The sequence below is a fragment of the Campylobacter showae genome (assembly GCF_004803815.1).
GTDB lineage: Bacteria > Campylobacterota > Campylobacteria > Campylobacterales > Campylobacteraceae > Campylobacter_A > Campylobacter_A showae.
The window spans coordinates 45,250-62,873 of record NZ_CP012544.1 but is presented as its reverse complement, the minus strand read 5'-3'; the positions used below and the strand labels follow the sequence as shown (position 1 = coordinate 62,873).

Annotated in this window: 15 protein-coding genes; 7 read left to right on the top strand and 8 right to left on the bottom strand. The window is 46.5% G+C overall.

Going from position 1 to position 17,624, the window contains the following annotated elements; genetic code table 11:
* Window positions 1–252 precede the first annotated feature (252 nt).
* Complete coding sequence (locus CSHOW_RS00330; RefSeq protein ID WP_004321836.1) at window positions 253–1,752, bottom strand: C69 family dipeptidase; 1,500 nt, start codon at window positions 1,750–1,752, stop codon at window positions 253–255.
* Window positions 1,753–1,964: 212 nt separating this feature from the next.
* Here CSHOW_RS00330 and rpmI point away from each other — a divergent pair, with 212 nt between their 5' ends.
* The 3 genes from rpmI (at window position 1,965) to CSHOW_RS00315 (ending at window position 3,251) form a co-directional block, all read left to right on the top strand.
* Window positions 1,965–2,156 carry a 50S ribosomal protein L35 gene (gene rpmI, locus CSHOW_RS00325; RefSeq protein WP_002944195.1) on the top strand — a complete coding sequence of 64 codons (192 nt, stop codon included), beginning with the start codon at window positions 1,965–1,967 and terminating at the stop codon, window positions 2,154–2,156.
* Window positions 2,157–2,238: 82 nt separating this feature from the next.
* On the top strand, window positions 2,239–2,592 hold the full coding sequence (gene rplT / locus CSHOW_RS00320) for a 50S ribosomal protein L20 (RefSeq protein ID WP_002944116.1): 354 nt from the start codon (window positions 2,239–2,241) through the stop codon (window positions 2,590–2,592).
* Between the two features lie 170 nt (window positions 2,593–2,762).
* Window positions 2,763–3,251 carry a hypothetical protein gene (locus CSHOW_RS00315; protein WP_004321829.1) on the top strand — a complete coding sequence of 163 codons (489 nt, stop codon included), beginning with the start codon at window positions 2,763–2,765 and terminating at the stop codon, window positions 3,249–3,251.
* Window positions 3,252–3,391: 140 nt separating this feature from the next.
* Here CSHOW_RS00315 and coaE read toward each other — a convergent pair whose 3' ends face one another.
* Window positions 3,392–4,072 (bottom strand): dephospho-CoA kinase, encoded by a 681-nt coding sequence (gene coaE, locus CSHOW_RS00310; RefSeq protein ID WP_004321827.1) that lies wholly within the window; start codon window positions 4,070–4,072, stop codon window positions 3,392–3,394.
* Between the two features lie 73 nt (window positions 4,073–4,145).
* On the opposite strand from coaE, the gene purM reads away from it, so the two are divergent.
* Both purM and CSHOW_RS00300 read left to right on the top strand, forming a co-directional pair.
* A complete protein-coding gene (gene purM, locus CSHOW_RS00305) occupies window positions 4,146–5,129 on the top strand; it encodes a phosphoribosylformylglycinamidine cyclo-ligase (protein WP_004321826.1) in 984 nt (327 codons plus the stop codon).
* Window positions 5,130–5,520: 391 nt separating this feature from the next.
* Entirely contained in the window at window positions 5,521–6,765 is a 1,245-nt protein-coding gene (locus CSHOW_RS00300) for a Zn-dependent hydrolase (RefSeq protein ID WP_004321823.1), read from the top strand.
* A 290-nt stretch (window positions 6,766–7,055) separates the two neighbouring features.
* On the opposite strand, the gene CSHOW_RS00295 is transcribed toward CSHOW_RS00300, so the two are convergent.
* From CSHOW_RS00295 to CSHOW_RS00280, 4 genes are all read right to left on the bottom strand, one after another.
* The gene (locus tag CSHOW_RS00295) at window positions 7,056–7,217 is read right to left on the bottom strand and encodes a hypothetical protein (protein ID WP_004321818.1); all 162 of its coding nucleotides are present in this window, start codon (window positions 7,215–7,217) and stop codon (window positions 7,056–7,058) included.
* 72 nt (window positions 7,218–7,289) lie between these two features.
* Window positions 7,290–10,910, bottom strand: coding sequence for a hypothetical protein (locus tag CSHOW_RS00290; protein WP_004321815.1), 3,621 nt, complete (start codon window positions 10,908–10,910; stop codon window positions 7,290–7,292).
* Window positions 10,911–10,997: 87 nt separating this feature from the next.
* Window positions 10,998–11,741, bottom strand: coding sequence for a DUF4214 domain-containing protein (locus tag CSHOW_RS00285; protein ID WP_004321812.1), 744 nt, complete (start codon window positions 11,739–11,741; stop codon window positions 10,998–11,000).
* A 119-nt stretch (window positions 11,742–11,860) separates the two neighbouring features.
* Window positions 11,861–13,273, bottom strand: a complete 1,413-nt coding sequence (locus CSHOW_RS00280) for an alanine/glycine:cation symporter family protein (RefSeq protein ID WP_004321810.1) — start codon at window positions 13,271–13,273, stop codon at window positions 11,861–11,863.
* Here CSHOW_RS00280 and CSHOW_RS00275 point away from each other — a divergent pair.
* Window positions 13,272–13,457 carry a hypothetical protein gene (locus CSHOW_RS00275; protein ID WP_004321808.1) on the top strand — a complete coding sequence of 62 codons (186 nt, stop codon included), beginning with the start codon at window positions 13,272–13,274 and terminating at the stop codon, window positions 13,455–13,457. The two genes, CSHOW_RS00280 and CSHOW_RS00275, sit on opposite strands and share 2 nt — an antisense overlap.
* 161 nt (window positions 13,458–13,618) lie before the next feature.
* Here CSHOW_RS00275 and CSHOW_RS00270 read toward each other — a convergent pair whose 3' ends face one another.
* Both CSHOW_RS00270 and CSHOW_RS00265 read right to left on the bottom strand, forming a co-directional pair.
* Entirely contained in the window at window positions 13,619–14,803 is a 1,185-nt protein-coding gene (locus CSHOW_RS00270; protein WP_004321804.1) for a replication-associated recombination protein A, read from the bottom strand.
* Between the two features lie 226 nt (window positions 14,804–15,029).
* Window positions 15,030–17,183, bottom strand: a complete 2,154-nt coding sequence (locus CSHOW_RS00265) for a TonB-dependent receptor domain-containing protein (RefSeq protein WP_004321802.1) — start codon at window positions 17,181–17,183, stop codon at window positions 15,030–15,032.
* 156 nt (window positions 17,184–17,339) lie between these two features.
* Here CSHOW_RS00265 and CSHOW_RS00260 point away from each other — a divergent pair, with 156 nt between their 5' ends.
* The gene (locus CSHOW_RS00260) at window positions 17,340–17,612 is read left to right on the top strand and encodes a DUF5339 family protein (protein ID WP_004321801.1); all 273 of its coding nucleotides are present in this window, start codon (window positions 17,340–17,342) and stop codon (window positions 17,610–17,612) included.
* Window positions 17,613–17,624: the final 12 nt, after the last annotated feature.

Here is a 17,624-nt window from a genome sequence, read left to right as displayed (position 1 = left end):
GCGGCGATAGAAATAAATTTATATTAATGTTTAAAAACGTGAAATTATTTAAAAATTCGGCTGTTTTTTTAAAGTCGTTTGCAGTTTTTTTGCTAAGATTAAAGAGTCTCAGGCATGGGGCAAGGCATTAAGCTCATCCTTTTGGGGTCAAATTTGTGCCGTATTATAAAGATTTTTAAAAAATAAATCAAGAAGTTTTTATCAAATTCGGGCTAAATTTGAGGCAGGCCCCAGCCCGCCTCTTAAATTTGCCTAGTCTTTTTTGCCTTTGTTTAGCGATTTTAGCTTGGCGTCGGTGTCATCAGTTAGCATCGTAAAGATTTCGTTCGTCAAATTTTGCGTTAGAGCCTTGGCATCCTTCATCATATTTGTCGAAAATTCGTTTAGCAGCTTGTTTGCTTTGGCTTTGTCTTTTTTGTAGAGTTTGACGTATTCGTCTTCAAATTTGGCCTGTTTGACCGCGAGCGCGTCCTCAAACTCCTTGTATGCCTTTTTTACGACCGGCGAATACTTATCGTAATCCATCATCACGAGAGTTTGTAGCTTTCTATACGTCCAGTAGATCGACTCGTCGTCGGCCTTATACGAGCCTTTGTCGTAGCCGTCGATAAATTTGTCGAGCCCGTAGTAATACGGCAAATAAACGCCAAGATCAGACATGCCAAGCGCCACGTATGTCACTCTGCCGATCTCTTGCGGTAGCCACGGGCGCACCTGCATCACGTGCGACTCGTAGGTTCTAAAGACGCTCACGGCGCGGTAAATATTTTTTTGATTTTCGTCTTTGCTCGCGTAGTTATCGTACGCAGTGCCGTCGTAGTGGGATCTAAGAGCGGTTTTTAGATCCTGTACGCTTAGCTTTTTAGCCGGTTTTAAAAATACCGGATAGTTGCCGCCATCAAGGGTCTGCTTATCTTTTAGCTCGGGATTAAACATCTGCTGCACCCAGCAAACGCGCGGATAGTTGTAGGTCATATCTCTCTCATCGTCTCTGGTGTAGGCCTTGGTAAACTGAAATTCGCCGTCTTTTGCCGGATCGTAGGCGCCGTTATCTTGGGCAAATTTGATTAAATTTTTCGATCCCATGAAATTCGGATCGTTTTCTTTATAGTTTTGCAGTCTGCCCTGGTTTGCGGAGACGAAGTACTCGTCTTTTGGTAGCTTAACCGCCATCCAGTGATGACCGGTGCCCGTTTCAAAGTACCAAAGCTCGTTTTTATCCACAAACACTACGCCAAAACCCTCTCCCGCGCCCGTAGTTTCTACGATCTCGCCGAGTAGCTTCACGCCCTCGGCTGCGCTTTTCATCCTAGGCAGCAAGACGTCGGGGATATCATCCTCCGTGATGCCTGTCGCTTCGTTATACGGATCGATTTTTAGCAGTTCGTCTTTAGCGTAGATGGTCTCGGTGCCGCTGATGCCCACGCCAGCGTCATTGTAGCCGACCGCGCCGTGAAGCTTGGTGTGGGAGTTTGCTATCGTCGTGTATCTCATGCCCTCTTTTGGCAGCGGATAGGTAAAATCATTTGCCCCGTCATGCGCCTTTGAGCTGTGGACGCCTTTTTGATTGGTTTTTTTCGGATGTATCAAAAACACCTGCGCCTTTATCGCCTTGCTATCGGCACTCCTAGCTATCAGCATAGAGCCGTCGTCTGAGGCCCCCTCTCCAACCAAAATAGTCGTGCAAGCTAGCGCGTTTGCGCAAAACATCGCGCTTATTACCGCCGCAGAGGCGAGAAACTTTATCTTCATCGTTACTCCTTGATTTGAGATAATAAATCTAAATGAAATTATAGGACTAAAAATATTAATTAAATCTAAAATTTAAGCTATTTTCAAGATTGTATTGTAAATTTGTTTTGCGTTTTGACGCACGCCCCGTCAAATTTAAATTTCTTAAAGGAATTTTAGGTATAATCCCACTCTTACGCGTAAGGCGTAAAAGAAATTTTAAAAGGATTAGTATGCCTAAGATGAAGACAGTTCGCGGCGCTGCTAAACGTTTTAAAGTGGGCAAAAACAAGATCAAAAGAGGCTCTGCTTTTAGAAGCCACATTTTGACTAAAAAATCTCGCAACCGCAAGAGAGATTTGCGCTCGCCTCAATACGTAGACAGCACAAACGTCGCAAGCGTCAAAGCGATGCTCGGAATTTAAGTTTTTGACGAAAAGTCATTCCAAACTCCCCCAAATTTGGGGCAAGACTCACTCAGTGAGCGCCGATTTGTAAAGGATAAATATGGCAAGAGTAAAAACAGGCGTAGTTAGAAGAAGACGCCATAAAAAAGTTTTAAAACTAGCTAGAGGTTTTTTCAGCGCTAGACACAAACACTTTAGAAAAGCTAAAGAGCAATTAGAAAGAAGTTTGGTCTATGCTTACCGCGACAGACGCCGCAAGAAACGCGACTTCCGCCGCTTGTGGATAGTGCGCATCAACGCTGCGTGCCGCCTAAACGACATTAGCTATTCGCGCTTTATCGCGGGACTTAAAAAAGCAAATATCGAGCTTGATAGAAAAATCTTAGCCGATCTAGCTATGAATGACGCAAAAGCTTTCAGCGAGCTAGCTTCAAAAGCAAAGGCTGCTTTATAATACCCAGGGGCGGTTCCCGCTCCTTTTTCTTTGATTATTTATTTTAATTAAATTTGATCGTTCACCCCCCCCCCCAAAAAAAATCACAATAAAACAAATTCCGCTCCAAATTTTAATTTTTGTTTTTCGTTTTTTCCGATAAAATACCGCCTTAAATTTAAGGAATAAAAATGGACATACAAAAACTAAATCAAAACCTAAACAAACTCAACAAAATTTTATTTATTATCTTAGGCATCGCCGCCGCGGTCTGGATCGGCGTAGAAGTTTTTATAGGCAGTAAAGTAGAATACGCAAAAGAACAAATGAAAGAAAATCTATGCGAAGCGTCAAACGTAAAAGAGATGCTGGCGCGACTAAATTCAGGTCTCCCGAGAAAACTAGACGAGATAAATACGCTAGAAAAAATCGTCTGCGAAAACCGCCGTTTTGTTTATCGTTATGCGCTCGGTAAAGGGCTAGAAACAGATGAAAACGCGTTAAATGATAAAGATATCGCCGAGCTAAAAGAGGAGCAAACAAAGGAACTCAAAAAAGAATTTTGCGAAGATACGCGGTTAAAGGCCGTGCGCGATATAGCTGACGGCGTCGATTTTGTTTATTATATAAAAGACAAAGAGCTTATTCGGGTAAAACTTGAAAGCAAAGACTGCAAATAAACTAAAATAATCAACGTAGCTTGCGTCACAAATAGTAGCAGGGCTGGATATGACGACAAACTGCCGTTGCCAAGCGACTAAAGCAGTGTTCAAATAGCATAAAATGCCGTGTCATAACAGGTTAAGCTATTTTTAAAGTCTTATATATGCAAATTTAAGCTGATTTTTTCCAAAAAAGACCCGGTTTCATCTCTTAAATTTTGCAAATCACCGCTATTATCTATAACAAAATCCGCCATAGCGCACTTTTGCTCGATATCCGTTTGCAGCTCCACGCGGTGTTTTGCAGCGGCATGATCGAGCCCATTTCGCTTCATCACGCGTGCGATTAGCGTATCTTTAGGCGCATAAACGACCGCCACTTTGTCAAAAAACTCATATCTCTTGCCCTCAAAAAACAGCGGAATATCAACGAAATAAAGCCTTCCTTTCGCCTCCAAAGCCTGCGCCTGCGATAAAATTTCAGCCGTTATCTTTGGATGCAGCAACGCTTCGAGCTTTGCAAGCTCTGCGGGGCTTTTAAACACCAGCTCTCCTAGCTTTTTGCGATCTACCGAGGCGCACGAATTGGTCAAATTTTCCTCATCGCCGCTAGCGTCAAATTCCACATGTGAACTCAAATTTCTAGCCTGCGCGTCTTTTTGCACGACATATTGCGCGCCGAAAATTTCAGCCACCTGTGCGGCGCAGCGATCTAAAACGCGATGCGAAATTTGATCGGCATCGATGATCTCAAATCCGCGATCACGAAGCAGCTCGCAAACCGCGCTCTTACCGCTACCGATACTGCCTGTAATGACAACGGCGTGTTTAAATTTCAAGGTGAGCCTTTATAGCGTTTTTATTCGATTTTAGCTAAAATCTGCGAAATTATACCATCTTGGAGGATAAAATTTGATAAGCTACAAAGACGCGGGCGTCGATATAGACGCGGGAAATGAGTTCGTAAACGCGATAAAACCGTTCGTCAAAGCGACGCAAACTCCGCACGTTTTGGGCGGTATCGGCTCGTTTAGCGGCGCGGTGAGGCTACCCGCAGGGTACAAAAAACCCGCGATCCTAGGCGCCACCGACGGCGTAGGCACGAAGCTACGACTCGCGATCGACGCGCGTAAATTTGACGGCGTGGGGCAGGATCTCGTAGCGATGTGCGTGAATGATCTCATCTGTAACTTCGCCGAGCCGCTGTTTTTCCTCGACTACTACGCGACGGCAAAGCTTGAGATCGCAGATGCCAAAGAGGTCGTAAAAAGCATAGCCGAGGGCTGCAAACTAGCGCGCTGCGCGCTAATCGGTGGCGAGACGGCTGAAATGCCCTCGATGTATGAAAAGGGCGACTTCGACCTCGCAGGCTTTGCCGTGGGTATCGCGGAGGAGGATGAAATCGACCGCAGCAAGTTTGTCCGCGAGGGCGATGTGCTCATCGCGCTTCCTAGCAGCGGCTTGCACTCAAACGGCTTCTCGCTCGCTCGCAAAGTAGTCGCCGAACTGGGGCTAAAATTTGACGACAAAGTAGACGGTCGCGCGCTCATCGATGTGCTTTTGGAACCGACCAGGATCTACGTCGGCGACTTTTTAAATTTAAAAGACAAGATCCACGCGCTCGCGCATATCACGGGCGGCGGTATCGTGGAAAATCTGCCGCGAGTATTTCCGGAGGGTCTAGGTGCGAAGATTGATCGCGCCGCTATCCGCACGCCCGAAATCTTTAAAATCATCGCACAAAAGGTAGAGCCTGCCGAGATGATGAGAACGTTTAATATGGGCGTTGGCATGATCGTCGTAGCTCCGAAAGAAAATGCGGACTTTGTGCTAGCAAACACTGACGGCTACATTATCGGCGAGGTCGTAAAAGGACAAGGTGCACAGCTGGTTTAAACACTCAAATTTAACTTTGGCTCGTAAAACACATTGCGAGCCAAAGTTTTTTAATGCGGTAAATTTGTTCTGTTTGCCATATAATTCTACAGAAACTATCACTAAATTTATTTACCCTTTTGATTAGACTTTTTGTTAGTCGATTTTTATTTTTGTTTGCTTGCAAAATACGTTTTAAATCCCGAATATAGCGCCAAATTTAAATAAGACTAACGTTAGTATTTGTTGATGTTTACAAGCCAAATGTTAGCCTGCAAATCAAACCAACATAGAATATTTTCACTCAAATTTAATATAACTCTAAATCCTAAATATTAAGTAAAAATATTAAAGTATAAATTTAATGCTTCTTGGCTAAAATTTTGTAAATTTTAAACCTAAGGGAGAGGTAATGAGCATAAATTTAGACAGACTTAAGGCGCTTTTTAGCGAGATAAACGCCATAAACGACGAGAGCTTCGGAGCGGGAATGAGCCGCCTAGCCTACACGCGCGAGGATAAGGCCGCCAGAGAGCTATTTATCGCGCGCTGTAAAGAGGCGGGGCTAAAAGTACGCATAGACGCGATCGGAAATATCTTTGCTAGGCGCGAAGGCACCCAGCCCGAGCTGCCGGCGGTAGCGTTTGGCTCGCACCTAGACACGGTGATAAACGGCGGCGAATTTGACGGGATTCTGGGCGTTTTAGGCGGACTAGAGCTGATTAGAACGCTAAACGACGAAGGCGTACAGACGCGCAGACCGCTTGAGCTGGTCGTCTTTGAGTGCGAGGAGTCGAGCAGATTTAACATCGCGACGCTTGGCAGCAAGGTCATGTGCGGCAAGCTGGGTTATGAAAAGCTAAAAGACGTGCGCGACTTTCAGGGGCGCGCTATCGGCGATATCTTTGCCGAGTTTGGCATCGATCTAGCGAGTATCGAAAAGGCTAAAAATTTGACGCCGAACTATGAGAGCTTTTTCGAGCTACACATCGAGCAAGGGCCGCTACTATATAACGAAAATATCCAAATCGGCGTCGTGAGCGCCATCGCCGCGCCGCACAGATTTAGCGTGCGCGTGCAGGGCCAGGCTCAGCACTCCGGCACGACTGCGATGAAGTACCGCCGCGACGCGCTTTGCGCAGCGGCACAGATAGTGCTAGCCGTCGAGAGCGTCGCGCGCGAAAACGCGGCAAGCGGCGTGATAGCGACCGCGGGCAACTGCACGGTAAAACCGGGCGTTATGAACGTCGTACCGGGCGAAACGACGCTGCTAATCGACCTGCGCGGCATCGACCTGCGCACGCGCGAAGCGGCCTACGAGCAGATCTTAGGCGAAATCTCGCGCATCGAATCACAGCGCGGCGTCAAATGCGAGATCAAGCAGCTAGCCTTCGACGAGCCGTGCGCGCTGGACGGCCGCCTCATCGAGCTAATCGCCCAAAAAGCCGAGCAGCTCGGGCTTAGCTTTGAAATCATGCCAAGCGGCGCGGGGCACGACGCTATGCATATGAGCGAGCTGTGTCCTACGGCAATGATCTTTATCCCGTCTAAAGACGGTATCAGCCACAATCCGGCGGAATTTTCCAGCTGGAGCGATATCGCTAACGGCGTAAATTTACTAAAAAGCGCGGTTTTAGAAACGGCTGGGAGAGCTTGAGTCTAAGGCTAAATTCGGCGGGCGGCGAAAATTAGGCAAAGGCGGCTTAAATTCGCATTTAGCGCAAAAATATCCGCCTTAAGTTTCGGTTTAAATTTTACTCGCTCTTTGGGCGACTAAATTTGGATTTTAATTTTACGAATTTTACGGATGATTTAGCCCTAAAACGGCCTAAATTTAAAACACAGTATTGTCGTTTTCGCTTTTTGGGTATGCCTTGGACGATATCCCGGTACTCGACGATCTTGCCGTCCTTGACGCGAAATATATCCATAGCCGAGCGTCCGCGATCATTCGCGTTTAGTTTGACGAGGCTGCGGATAAAAACCGCTGCCCGTGCCGATATATTTGATCTGCGCGCTTGTTTGCATTTGCGCGAGTTCGTTGCATGAACTTGCGACAAGCTCGCCGCTACAGCCAAATAAAGATGTAGGCCTAGTAGCTATAGCCAAGCGCTTTATTTTGGGCTAAAGCGTAAATTAAATTTAGTCGACCGACTCGGCCGACTAAATTTCATCGCAAAACTACAGCTCTGCGTTAGCCGCGGTTATGTCGTAGTTGTTTTGAAAGCCGCTATTGGTATTTACGATGCCTAGCAGCTTGATGTCGCCCTGGTCTAGCTTGCCGTTGCCGTCGTCCTCGATCTTATAGACGTAGTTATAGGAGTACGAGTTGCCCTCTTGCTTGAGGTTTTTAGCGATAAGCAGGGCTTTTGCGCCTTTTTCAAACGACTCTTCAAATACCTTTTTAAGCGCGTTTAGCTCGCTATTTGCGCCGCCGCCTTGATTTGACGGCGTAAAGCTTAGCTCGGCTTTATAGATCTTGCCGTCTTGTAGCGTCGCTTTTTGCCCGTTTGCGTTTAGGTCAAACTCGCCCGCGCTTAGCTGCTTGCCCTCAAATACCTTTGAAAAATCAAGCTTATCATCTGCGCCGAATTTCTCCAGCTGCCAGTTTTTCTCGTCTTTATCCAGAGTAAAGATATATTTGCCCCCGTCCGCGCTCGCGGTTTTGCCGTCCTTTAGCGCCTCGCTTATTTTTAACGTTTGGCTAGGGGCAAATTTGCCTTTTAGCTCGCCTAGCTGCGAGGCGGTTAAATTTATAGGCTTATCGTCGCTGCTGCTAATGCTTGCTATTTTGTCTTTGTTTGAGATTAAATTCGCCAAATTTTGCTTTATGTTTTCCGCCGTATCTAGCAAATTTAGCCCGCCGGCGCCTTTTGCCGCTTCGGTCGCAAACTGCGCCGCGCTAAGGCTTTTTGACGCGGCTGCTAGCACGATATTATCAGCGCTAAGATTAAAGTCGCGGTTTGCGCTAACGGAGCCTATATATTTTACCTCATCCTTAGTTATTACGTTATCGCCGTTATTTTCGACCTTATATATCTCAAAACCGCTGTAAGTTTTAGCTAGGATTATCGATTTTTCGTTGCCTGCGGCTTTGGTTAAAAAAGCCTTGCCTTCGCCGAAAATCTTATCAAACCCGGACGCAAAGCCTGCCGCCGTACCGCTAACGTAGTAAATTTTGCCGTCTTGTAGCTGCGTTTGCGCGTCTGCGGCAACGTTTAGATCGCCGACAGACGTTACGTTAGAAGCCAACCGGGAGAAATCAAGCTTGTCGCCGTTAGATAAGGCGTTTATAACGACTCTAGACGCGTCTTGCTTAAAGGTAAAGGTTTCTTTGGCGTCGCTTGCGTAGACCGAGCCTGTTACGTTTGTTATTTTTAGATTGTCGTCTGCGGCAAATTTAAAAGTTTCAAACGTATCTTTATCAAGTTCTAAAACGTCGTCTCCTTGCACATCGATCTGTTTTTTGGCATTTCCTGCGCCAAAAGATAGCCCCGCAAAGGCCTTTAGCAGCTTTGAACCGTCCGCGTTTAGCTCTTGCGCGCTTTGCTTTAGCGTGATTTGCGTGCCGTATTTAGTATGCAAATTTAGATCGTTAAGCTTAGCTAGCTCTTCCACGTCGCTCGCGCTAAGTTCGATGTTTTTATCTTTTAAATTTAGCGCTTCTATCTTTGAAACGTCCGCCGTCTTTAAAAATTTCATGATTTTTTTAAAGTCGTCTGCGATATCGAATTTTCCTTTTCCCGCGAGTTTAGCGGCAAATTTAGCGTATTCGTCTACGCTTACTTCTAGCGTTTTGTTGATTTCAAAGCTATCCACCTTGTCGCTTAGCACGGCATCCTTATCGTTTGAGCTAACGCCCGTTAGTTTTATGTTATCGTTAGCGTCAAATTTATTCGCGCCGATTTTATTAAAATTCATGGCCGAGATTTTTAGCTCCGCGCCGTCTGAGGTTTTTATGGATTTTATCTTTTCGCCGAAATAATTAAGCCTGTTTTCTACCGCGTTTTGTAAATTATTCGCGCTATCTTCGATCTCTAGGGCGCCGTTTGCGATTTTATAGCTTGAGAGCTTGTCGCTAGATAAAAAGCCTTTGCCGAAAATTTCGTAAAAATCAGCCGCGCTTAGCTTTTGTGTTTTAGCTATCGCGCCGTCTTTTAGCTTGTCGCTAAACGCGCCTAAAGCTTTTAGAGACTCTTTGCTAAACGCGTCTTTATCCGTTAGCGTTACGGCCGAATTCGCGATTTTATCCGCAGCCTCTTTGTTGAGCGACGTTAGCTCGGCTACGCTTAGAACGGCCGATTTTACCGCACCGTTAGCAAATTTAGCAGCATTTTGAGCTAACGTTTGTAGCTGGGCGTTTGTTAGCGTGCCGTCTTTGCTAAGCTCTACCGCACCGTCTGCGATCCTATCTTTTAGCGTGTCGCTTAATATCTCCTTAGCCTTTTCAAAGCTTGCGACTAAAGATTTTATATCGCCGTTTTGCTTGAGCTCGAATTTAACTCCGCCAGTAGTTATGTTTGAGTACGCGTTAGGTAGGATTTTATCTCCTAGCTTGCCGGATAAAAACGACTCTTTGGTTATGTTTTTGGCTCCGTCTAAATTTAGCGAGCCTAGATACTGTGCGCTGTTTTCAAACGTAAAATCATCGCTTGATATCTTTGCGACATTGCCTTTGTCGAAAAACTCGTAAGTCGTATCGCCGCTTTTTAGCGCGTCGCCTTTTTGCGAATTTGAGCTTAGGCTTTGTTCGTCGTAGGCTTTTACCGCGTCTTTGGATTGCGATTTTTTCGCAGACCTAAAGGTATAAACGTCGCCGTTAGCGAATTTAACGGCCTTTATGTTTAGCGCATCCGCGTCTAAAGGCTTGGTAGCTTGCGCGTCTTGATAAAATTTGCCCTCTTTTTTATAGACGTTTTCCGTGCCGTCTAGCTTAAGAGCAGGCGCGTCGTCAAATAGCTTGGTAAAGCCCTGCGCGTCGGTTGCCTTGATGGCGCCGTCGGCTAAAATATTTTGCTTTAGCGTAAAGGCTCCGTCTTTTGCGGTCGGATCGATACTAACGCCTTTAAATACGATCTTTAAATCATCCGAGTTGCTAAAGCCCGCGTTTTTACCGTTAGCGTAGAGGATAGTGTCGTCGCCGTCTTTGATAAACTGCTTTGCGCCCGCTTGCAGTCCGTCCTCGTTTTGAGCCTGCGTAAGCGAGTCTGCGCCTCCTGCAAATTTGACCTTGTCGCCAGGTTTTGCGCCCTCTATGACGACGGTGCCGGTATGAGAGTTAAAATGCGGAACGGCCTCTTTATTTGTAACGTAATAAGTCGTTTGTCCGTCTTTTACGAGCTTATAAACCATACCGCCCGCGCCTTTATCTACCTTTTGCGCGCTGACGCCGTCTGTCGTGCCCTCTACCAGGCCAAACGGCCGCTCGAAAAAGCCGTTGTCGTTAAATTTAACGCCCGATCTAGGCTGGAGGCTGTGGCTGTAAGGGACGCCGTTTTCTTGATCTTTGGCGCTAAATTCGTGCCCGTCTTTGGTAAATGCGCCAAGTATTGCCGTGCCTTTTTCCGCCTCCAAGCTATCGCCTGTCGGGAAGTTTTTTACCGTATAAACGTCGGCTTTTAGCGTCTTGCCCTCGGCGGTTTTAACCGCGCCGTTTTGGACCGATAAATTTATCTTTTGATCGGCGCTTAAATTTACGCCGTCGTTATCCGCGCTTCTTATGCTTACGAAGTATTTTTTACCGCCGTGTTCTATCTTCGCCGAGTAGCCGATGACCTCGGTCGATGAGGCGGATGCTAGCATCTGTTTTAGCGCGCCCTCTACGCCGTCGTTTGGAGTAGGCTTAGGTTGCGGCTTGGGATCTGGAGTTGGGGTCGGTTTAGGACCCGGCTAAGGTTGAGGTTTTGGATCCGGCGTAGGGTCAGGCTTAGGATCTGGCGTAGGGGCGGGTTTTGGAGCGAGTTCTTTTGAGATTTCATCCTCCGTTTTGCCGGTTACGCCGGAGATGATTTTTACCTTAGAGTTGGCATCTAGCGCAGCGTCTAACTTCGCCTCGTCTACGGTCAAATTTAAGCTTTTAGCACCCGCTAGCACGGCGTTTTTGATGTCGCTTGCGTTTGAGTGGGGCGTAATGGTTTTATTTATCTGGATAAAAGCTTTTAATTGCTCCTTTATATCGCCGCCGTTTGGAACGTCTTTAATGAGGTCGGCTACGACGTTTGAGGCGATTATCTTGTTTATCAAGAGATTATGCGCGTTTTTCGTAGCTTCGTCGGCGGCATTTGAGTGAACGGGGTCGCAAGCGGCCTTTAGCATATCGGCCGCGACCTTCCCTCTATCTTCGCCATCGTTTAGCTTTTTCGTCCAGCCGGCTTTGCCCTCTTTGTCTAGATTAGCTCCGCCTTTGCCAAATACGTTAGCATATATATGCTCGACGAAATTTGCGTTTTCGTTTACGCTATCGCCAAAAAACTCTTTTGCCGCTACGGTGTCTAGCATCGTATTTGCGATGGTAGAAACGCTTAAATTTTGCGTATTTGCAGCACCCAGCCAAGCCTTACTGCCCGCGCCTTCGCTCGATCTGCCGAAGAGCCCGACGTAAAGCGCAGAAATTTGCGTCTGAGTTATATTCATAACGATCTCCTAGATTTAGATTAAAAATATAGGAAATTGTAACAAATCCAACTGAAATCAATTCTTAAAATTACAGCAAAAATATATAAAATAGCAATTACATTAAAATTTTAAGTTTTCTAAAATAAATTCGGCTCTCTTACATAGTTTTTCTGTTCGTATTCCTTGCCCGCATCGTGATCTTTTAGGAGCTTAACTACGACCGGGCTAAGCGCGATGATGGCGATCAGGTTTGGAAGCACCATGAGGCCGTTAAACATATCGGCTAGCTCCCAGACGAAATTTATCTTTAGCAAGCTGCCCGCGAACACAAATCCGACGACTAATATCTGCAAGATTCGCACGAATTTGGCTCCAAAAAGATAGCGCACGTTGATCTCGGCGAAGTAGTACCAGCCCAAAATCGTCGTAAAAGCAAAGAAAAACAAGCAAATCGCTACGAATCCATAGCCGCCCGCGTGTCCCAAAACATGCGTCGAGAAGGCCTCTTGCACGAGCGAGATGCCAGTTAGCACGGCTTTGCCGTTTTCAAAATGTATCACGTCGGCACTAAGCACGACGAAAACGGTGATATTTAGCACGATAAATGTATCGACGAACACGCTCATGATGCCGAGCACCGCCTGATCTACCGGGTGTTTGACGTTGGCCGCAGCGTGCGCGTGAGGAGTCGAGCCCATGCCCGCTTCGTTTGAGAACAGTCCGCGCGCGATACCGTATCTCATCGCCGTAGCGATCGTGGCTCCGGTAGCGCCGCCCCAAGCTGCGGACGGATTAAACGCGGCCTCGAATATAAGCGCTATGACGCCCGGAATTTTATCAAGATTAAAGCAAATGATCACAAGTCCGACCGCGACGTACAGGATCGCCATGATAGGTACAATCTTTTCGGCGACTCTGGCGATGGCTTTGACCCCGCCGATAAATATCATAGCGCAAATCGCAGCCAAAAATAGTCCGCTCGCCCACTGCGGTATGCCAAACGCGCCCTTAAATCCGTCCGAGATCGAGTTGGCCTGCACCATGTTTCCCATAAATCCGAGCGCCAAAATGATCGCTAGCGCAAAAAATGCCGCCAAAACCTTGGCGTAGCGGCTCTTTAGCCCGCGACTGATATAAAACGCCGGTCCGCCGATCATGTGCCCGCTGTCGTCTTTGGTGCGGTAAATTTGCGCGAGGCAGATCTCTGCGAAATTCGTCGCCATGCCTAAAAACGCCGCGCACCACATCCAAAATATCGCGCCCGGTCCGCCCATGATGAGCGCGGTTGTGGCGCCCACGAGGTTGCCCGTGCCCACCTGCGCCGCGACGGCCGTGGCGACTGCCTGAAACGAACTCATGCCCGATTTTCCCGCCGCTTCGCCGTGCAATGAGAAGTTGCCAAAAAGCCTATTAAGGCCCATTTTAAACTTAAAAATCTGCACGAAACGAAGCCTAATCGTAAAGTAAAGCCCCGTACCGCAAAGTAGCGCGATGAGGAAATACGGCCCCCAAAGGAATGAATTTATAGAGCTTACAAGGTCGGTGAGCATGGATTTGCCTTTATTTTTTAAAATTTTTCAAGTATATTTAAAAAAATATAAAACTAAAATAAATAATAAAAATTTTTTAGCCTATTTTAAAAATATAGGTCAAATTTGGATCGAATTTCGTAAAATAGCGATTTTTGAAGCGTTTTTAAATTGGATTTTGCCGTTACGTTTGGAGTTTGAGTAAATTTGCCGAGTAATTTAACGAACTTGGCAAAATCCAACACGAGGCAAATTTGACTGCGATACTTTTTTGTAAAATTTGACGCGATGGCATGGGTAAATTTGATCGGCGCAAATTTAATGTAAGTAATTTAAATTTTGTCATCCGCCGCAATCACTCCAAATTTAACCCTTAGATTTTATTTTAACCAGCCAATCATCTAGCGTCTTTTCAAAGCCGATACCGTTGCTCTCGTAAAATTTAAGCGGCTTTTCTAGGTATTTTTGCTCTACCCAGCCGCCAAAGCTATGCGGATACAGATAGTCCTTGGCCTCGGGCGCGGTGTTGATGAGATAGGGCGGTATGGCTAGCGGCGGCTCGTTTTTGACGTAGGACAGTGCGGCGTTTATGGCCTTGTAGCTGGAGTTTGACTTTGGCGAGTGGGCTAGATACATCGCGCATTGAGCCAGGATTATCCGCGCTTCAGGAAAGCCGATCTTGCTAACGGCAGCTAGCGCGTTAGCGGCTAAATTTAGCGCGTTAGGGTTTGCGTTACCGATATCCTCGCTGGCAAATATCGCCATCCTGCGCGCGATAAAATCAGCACTCTCGCCAGCGTCGATAAGCCTTGCTAGATAGTACATGACGGCATTTTCATCGCTTCCCCGCAGGCTTTTTATAAAGGCACTTGCCAGCCCATAGTGCACATCGTCATCGCTAACGCCTTCGCTAACCGCGTTAGCTCGCAGCGTTTTTAAATTTTCTAACGTTATTTTTTCATCCAGACTCACGGCAAACTCGAGCAAATTTAACAGTCCGCGCGCATCTCCGCCGCTACTTTTTACGAGATAGGCCTTAGCTTCGTCTGAGATGTCAAATTTAACCTCGTCCCTCACGCGCTCAAGCAGTTTTTCAAAATCCTCGCTCGCAAGCGGCTTAAACTCAAATAACATCGAGCGGCTGCGGATGCCCGAGCTTAGCGTGATGTAGGGATTTTCGGTGCTGGCTCCGATTATGGCGGCGCGGTAGTTTTCCATCGGTATCAGCAGGGCTTCTTGCTGCGTTTTGCTTAGGCGGTGGATTTCGTCGATGAAAAATAGCGGCTTAGAGAGTGCATTTTCGTGGTTTTTTAGGATTTTGCGAAATTCCTCGATCTTTAAATTTCCGCCGTCAAATTCGTAAAAATCATACTCCATCGACCGCGCGACGACGCGAGCAAAGCTAGTCTTGCCGCAGCCTGCCGGCCCGTAAAATATGCTATGCGGGATTTTTTTATTTTCGATAAATTTTTTAAAAACGCCCACCAGCTCGCGCTGTCCGCAGATCTCGTCCAAACTGCGCGGGCGAAATTTCAAGGCGAAATTTTGCAAATTTGCTCCTTTTAAATTTTAAGACATTATAGTCAAATTTAAATTAAGAAGCGGATTTGCGGGAACGGGTGGGTCAAATTTGAGCGGGTAAAAAAGCAAAATTTGACGCTAGCGCCCTACCCTAGTAAATGAGAATTTAAACAAAAACGAGCCCTCAAAAACGGTAAATTTAACGGCTAAAGCGAGCCGAATTTAAACCAAATTTAGCTCGCTCGCCGCGTCAAATTTAAAACGTCTTCTCAAAATCTACGTAGAAGTTTCTGCCTTTGCCCACTCTGGTCGTATTTTTAAATCCGTTTGCGAAAATGTACTCTTTGTTAAAGATATTGTTTACGCCAAAGCTGATTTTTAGCCCTTTGTTTAGCAGATGGCTGTCGAAATTTTTCGGCTCCCATCTACCTTTAAAGTTTACGATAGTAAAGGTTTCGTCTACGTATTCGTATTTTTGACCGCGCACGACGTAGTATTTCTCGTCGTTGTTAGGCCTAAACCAATGCGTCATATCGCCGCCCAGACTAAGCCCCCACGGCTGGTATCTATACATCGCGCCCAAAGTTAGCTTATCAGCGTAGACTGTGAGTATCTTTTTGGTCGCTTTGTCGTAAATTTTCGTATGATCATATCCGAGCGAGAATGTAAGGTTGTTTATCGCGTATTTGGACTCGATCTCGACGCCTCGGCGTTTTGCGTTATCTACGTTTTCGTACATACCGTAGCGTCTGCCCGGCGCTTCGGCGTCAAACGGCGGATTGCCCTTGTCCGGTCTTGCTTTTAGATTTATCATATCTTTGATGTTGCCGTCGTAGTAAGTGGCCTTAAAGTACAGCTCGTCATCACCCAAAAGTCCCTGTTTGTCGATAGAAAAGCCCACTTCGTACTCTTTTGCGATTTCAGGCTTTAGGTCGGGATTTGGCATGTACCAGTAATGCGGATTTAGCGGGCCGGCTGATGACGTCTCGTTTGGCGTCGGTCCTCTAAAGGTCTCTGCGTAGCCTGCGAGTAAATTTATGCCGTCAAAGACCTCGTATGCAAGGCCCAGTTTTGGAGAAAATCTAGACTCCGAGTATGAGTTGCGATCGCCGCTTTTGACTCCGCGTTTAAATTTATCGAATCTACCGCCCAGAGTAAACTCGAACTTGCCTACGCTAAATACGTCTTGCGCGTATATACCGAGGTCTTTGTAAAAATTCGGAAATGAGCCAAAGTCGCTAAGCGCGCCGTTGTACCAAAATATCGCGTCCTCTTTTCTGTGTTCGTAGTCGATGCCGGTAACCAGCCTGTGCTCTAGCACGCCGGTGTCAAAGAGGCTTTCGTTTTTGAGCCTGACGCCCCATCTGTCGTCTTTGTTTTTGTAGTCGATGTAGACGGGATTGCCTCTGCTAAAGCCTGTTCTGATCCTGTGATTTAGGGCTTTTGCGTTGTAGTACTGAGCGGAGAAATTTATCCATCTATTATTAAGCGGAGTATACTTATATATCACACTATAGTCTCGCTGTTTTAGCCGTCCCGAGGTAGGCAGCTCCACATCCTCGCTCCAGAAAAGCGACTGCCAAGGCGAGGAGGAAAATTTTTCGTGGTAGTTAAATACGCTAGCCTCCAAAGCATGCTCGTCGGTTATCGCCCACTCGGCTTTGGCAAAGACGGTGTTTACCTGCTCGTCGTTTTCTGCATATTTCACGCCCGAGCGTTTGCCGTCTCTAGCCATCTTTATCTTGCCGAAATCCGCATGCTTGCCGTATAGCAAAATACCGAAATTTTCCGTCGGCTTAGCTGCGACGGCGGCTCGATTTGAGTTCATGTGATTACTTTCTTGGCGGTGGCCGATCGTGACGCCGTAGTCGCTGCCCGGGTTTATAAAGTCGCTCACGTCTTTAGTTTTCATACTCACGATACCGCCGACCGCGCCGCTGCCGTGCAGCACGGAGCTAGCGCCCTTTACGACCTCGACGCGTTTTAGCAAGTCGTTATCCACGCGAAAGGTTGAAATTTGATTAGAAAAAAGTGAAGGCGACCGCTTGATACCGTCTTGTTCGATGATAACGCGCGCTTCGCTCTGATAACCAAAGCCGCGGATGTTGTAGTATTGGCCGACTTGTCTGCCGTGGTCGTTGCCGAGCATCACTCCAGGCACCGAGCCAAGGGCGTCGATAACGGACGGCGATTTAACAAGGTCGTTTTGATTTAGGACGCTGACTTGGCCCGCGTATTTAGCGACGTCTGTTTCACTCCTGTTTGCCGTGACGGAAACCATATCTAGCTTTACAGATCCGGTTGCATTGCTATCGGCTCGCTTAAATTTGCTATCCACTCCTCCTGTCTGTGCGAGAGCCGAGGCTGCACTCAGTAAAACTGCAGCCGCTATAATGCTAAATTTACCCATAACATCCCCTTTATATTAAGAAATTGATAATAGGTATAATTTTATCTATTTTTTATTTAAATTAACTTTTATTTTTAACGAAATTTTTAAATTTCATTTACGAAAAAAGGAAAGAAAAAGGATATAATGCCCGCCTATTTCATCTAAGGAGAATATATGAAAAAGTCATTGTTAGTAATCGCCGCCCTTGGTCTAATGGGCGCAAATGCCGCTGCCACGGTTGAGCTTTCGCCTTCTTGCGAAGAGTACTTTAAGCTAGTTGACCAGTTTGTTGAAAAAACAAAAGACAATCCGCAAATGGCGGCTATGAAATCTACTTACGAAGATCAAAAGGCCCAGTTTGCTCAGCTTCCTCAAGACTCTCAAGAGGCCGCTTGCAAACCTGCCCTTGAACAAATGAAGCAAGTTATAGCTACGCTACCTAAATAATTTTTATCCCTC

What these genes read in the sequence shown, in the direction of transcription:
- CSHOW_RS00330 (WP_004321836.1), bottom strand. Translation starts at nt 1,752, where the DNA reads ATGAAGATAAAGTTTCTCGCCTCTGCGGCGGTAATAAGCGCGATGTTT.
- rpmI (WP_002944195.1), top strand. Translation starts at nt 1,965, where the DNA reads ATGCCTAAGATGAAGACAGTTCGCGGCGCTGCTAAACGTTTTAAAGTG.
- rplT (WP_002944116.1), top strand. Translation starts at nt 2,239, where the DNA reads ATGGCAAGAGTAAAAACAGGCGTAGTTAGAAGAAGACGCCATAAAAAA.
- CSHOW_RS00315 (WP_004321829.1), top strand. Translation starts at nt 2,763, where the DNA reads ATGGACATACAAAAACTAAATCAAAACCTAAACAAACTCAACAAAATT.
- CSHOW_RS00300 (WP_004321823.1), top strand. Translation starts at nt 5,521, where the DNA reads ATGAGCATAAATTTAGACAGACTTAAGGCGCTTTTTAGCGAGATAAAC.
- CSHOW_RS00290 (WP_004321815.1), bottom strand. Translation starts at nt 10,910, where the DNA reads ATGCTAGCATCCGCCTCATCGACCGAGGTCATCGGCTACTCGGCGAAG.
- CSHOW_RS00285 (WP_004321812.1), bottom strand. Translation starts at nt 11,741, where the DNA reads ATGAATATAACTCAGACGCAAATTTCTGCGCTTTACGTCGGGCTCTTC.
- CSHOW_RS00275 (WP_004321808.1), top strand. Translation starts at nt 13,272, where the DNA reads ATGGATTTGCCTTTATTTTTTAAAATTTTTCAAGTATATTTAAAAAAA.
- CSHOW_RS00280 (WP_004321810.1), bottom strand. Translation starts at nt 13,273, where the DNA reads ATGCTCACCGACCTTGTAAGCTCTATAAATTCATTCCTTTGGGGGCCG.
- CSHOW_RS00265 (WP_004321802.1), bottom strand. Translation starts at nt 17,183, where the DNA reads ATGGGTAAATTTAGCATTATAGCGGCTGCAGTTTTACTGAGTGCAGCC.
- CSHOW_RS00260 (WP_004321801.1), top strand. Translation starts at nt 17,340, where the DNA reads ATGAAAAAGTCATTGTTAGTAATCGCCGCCCTTGGTCTAATGGGCGCA.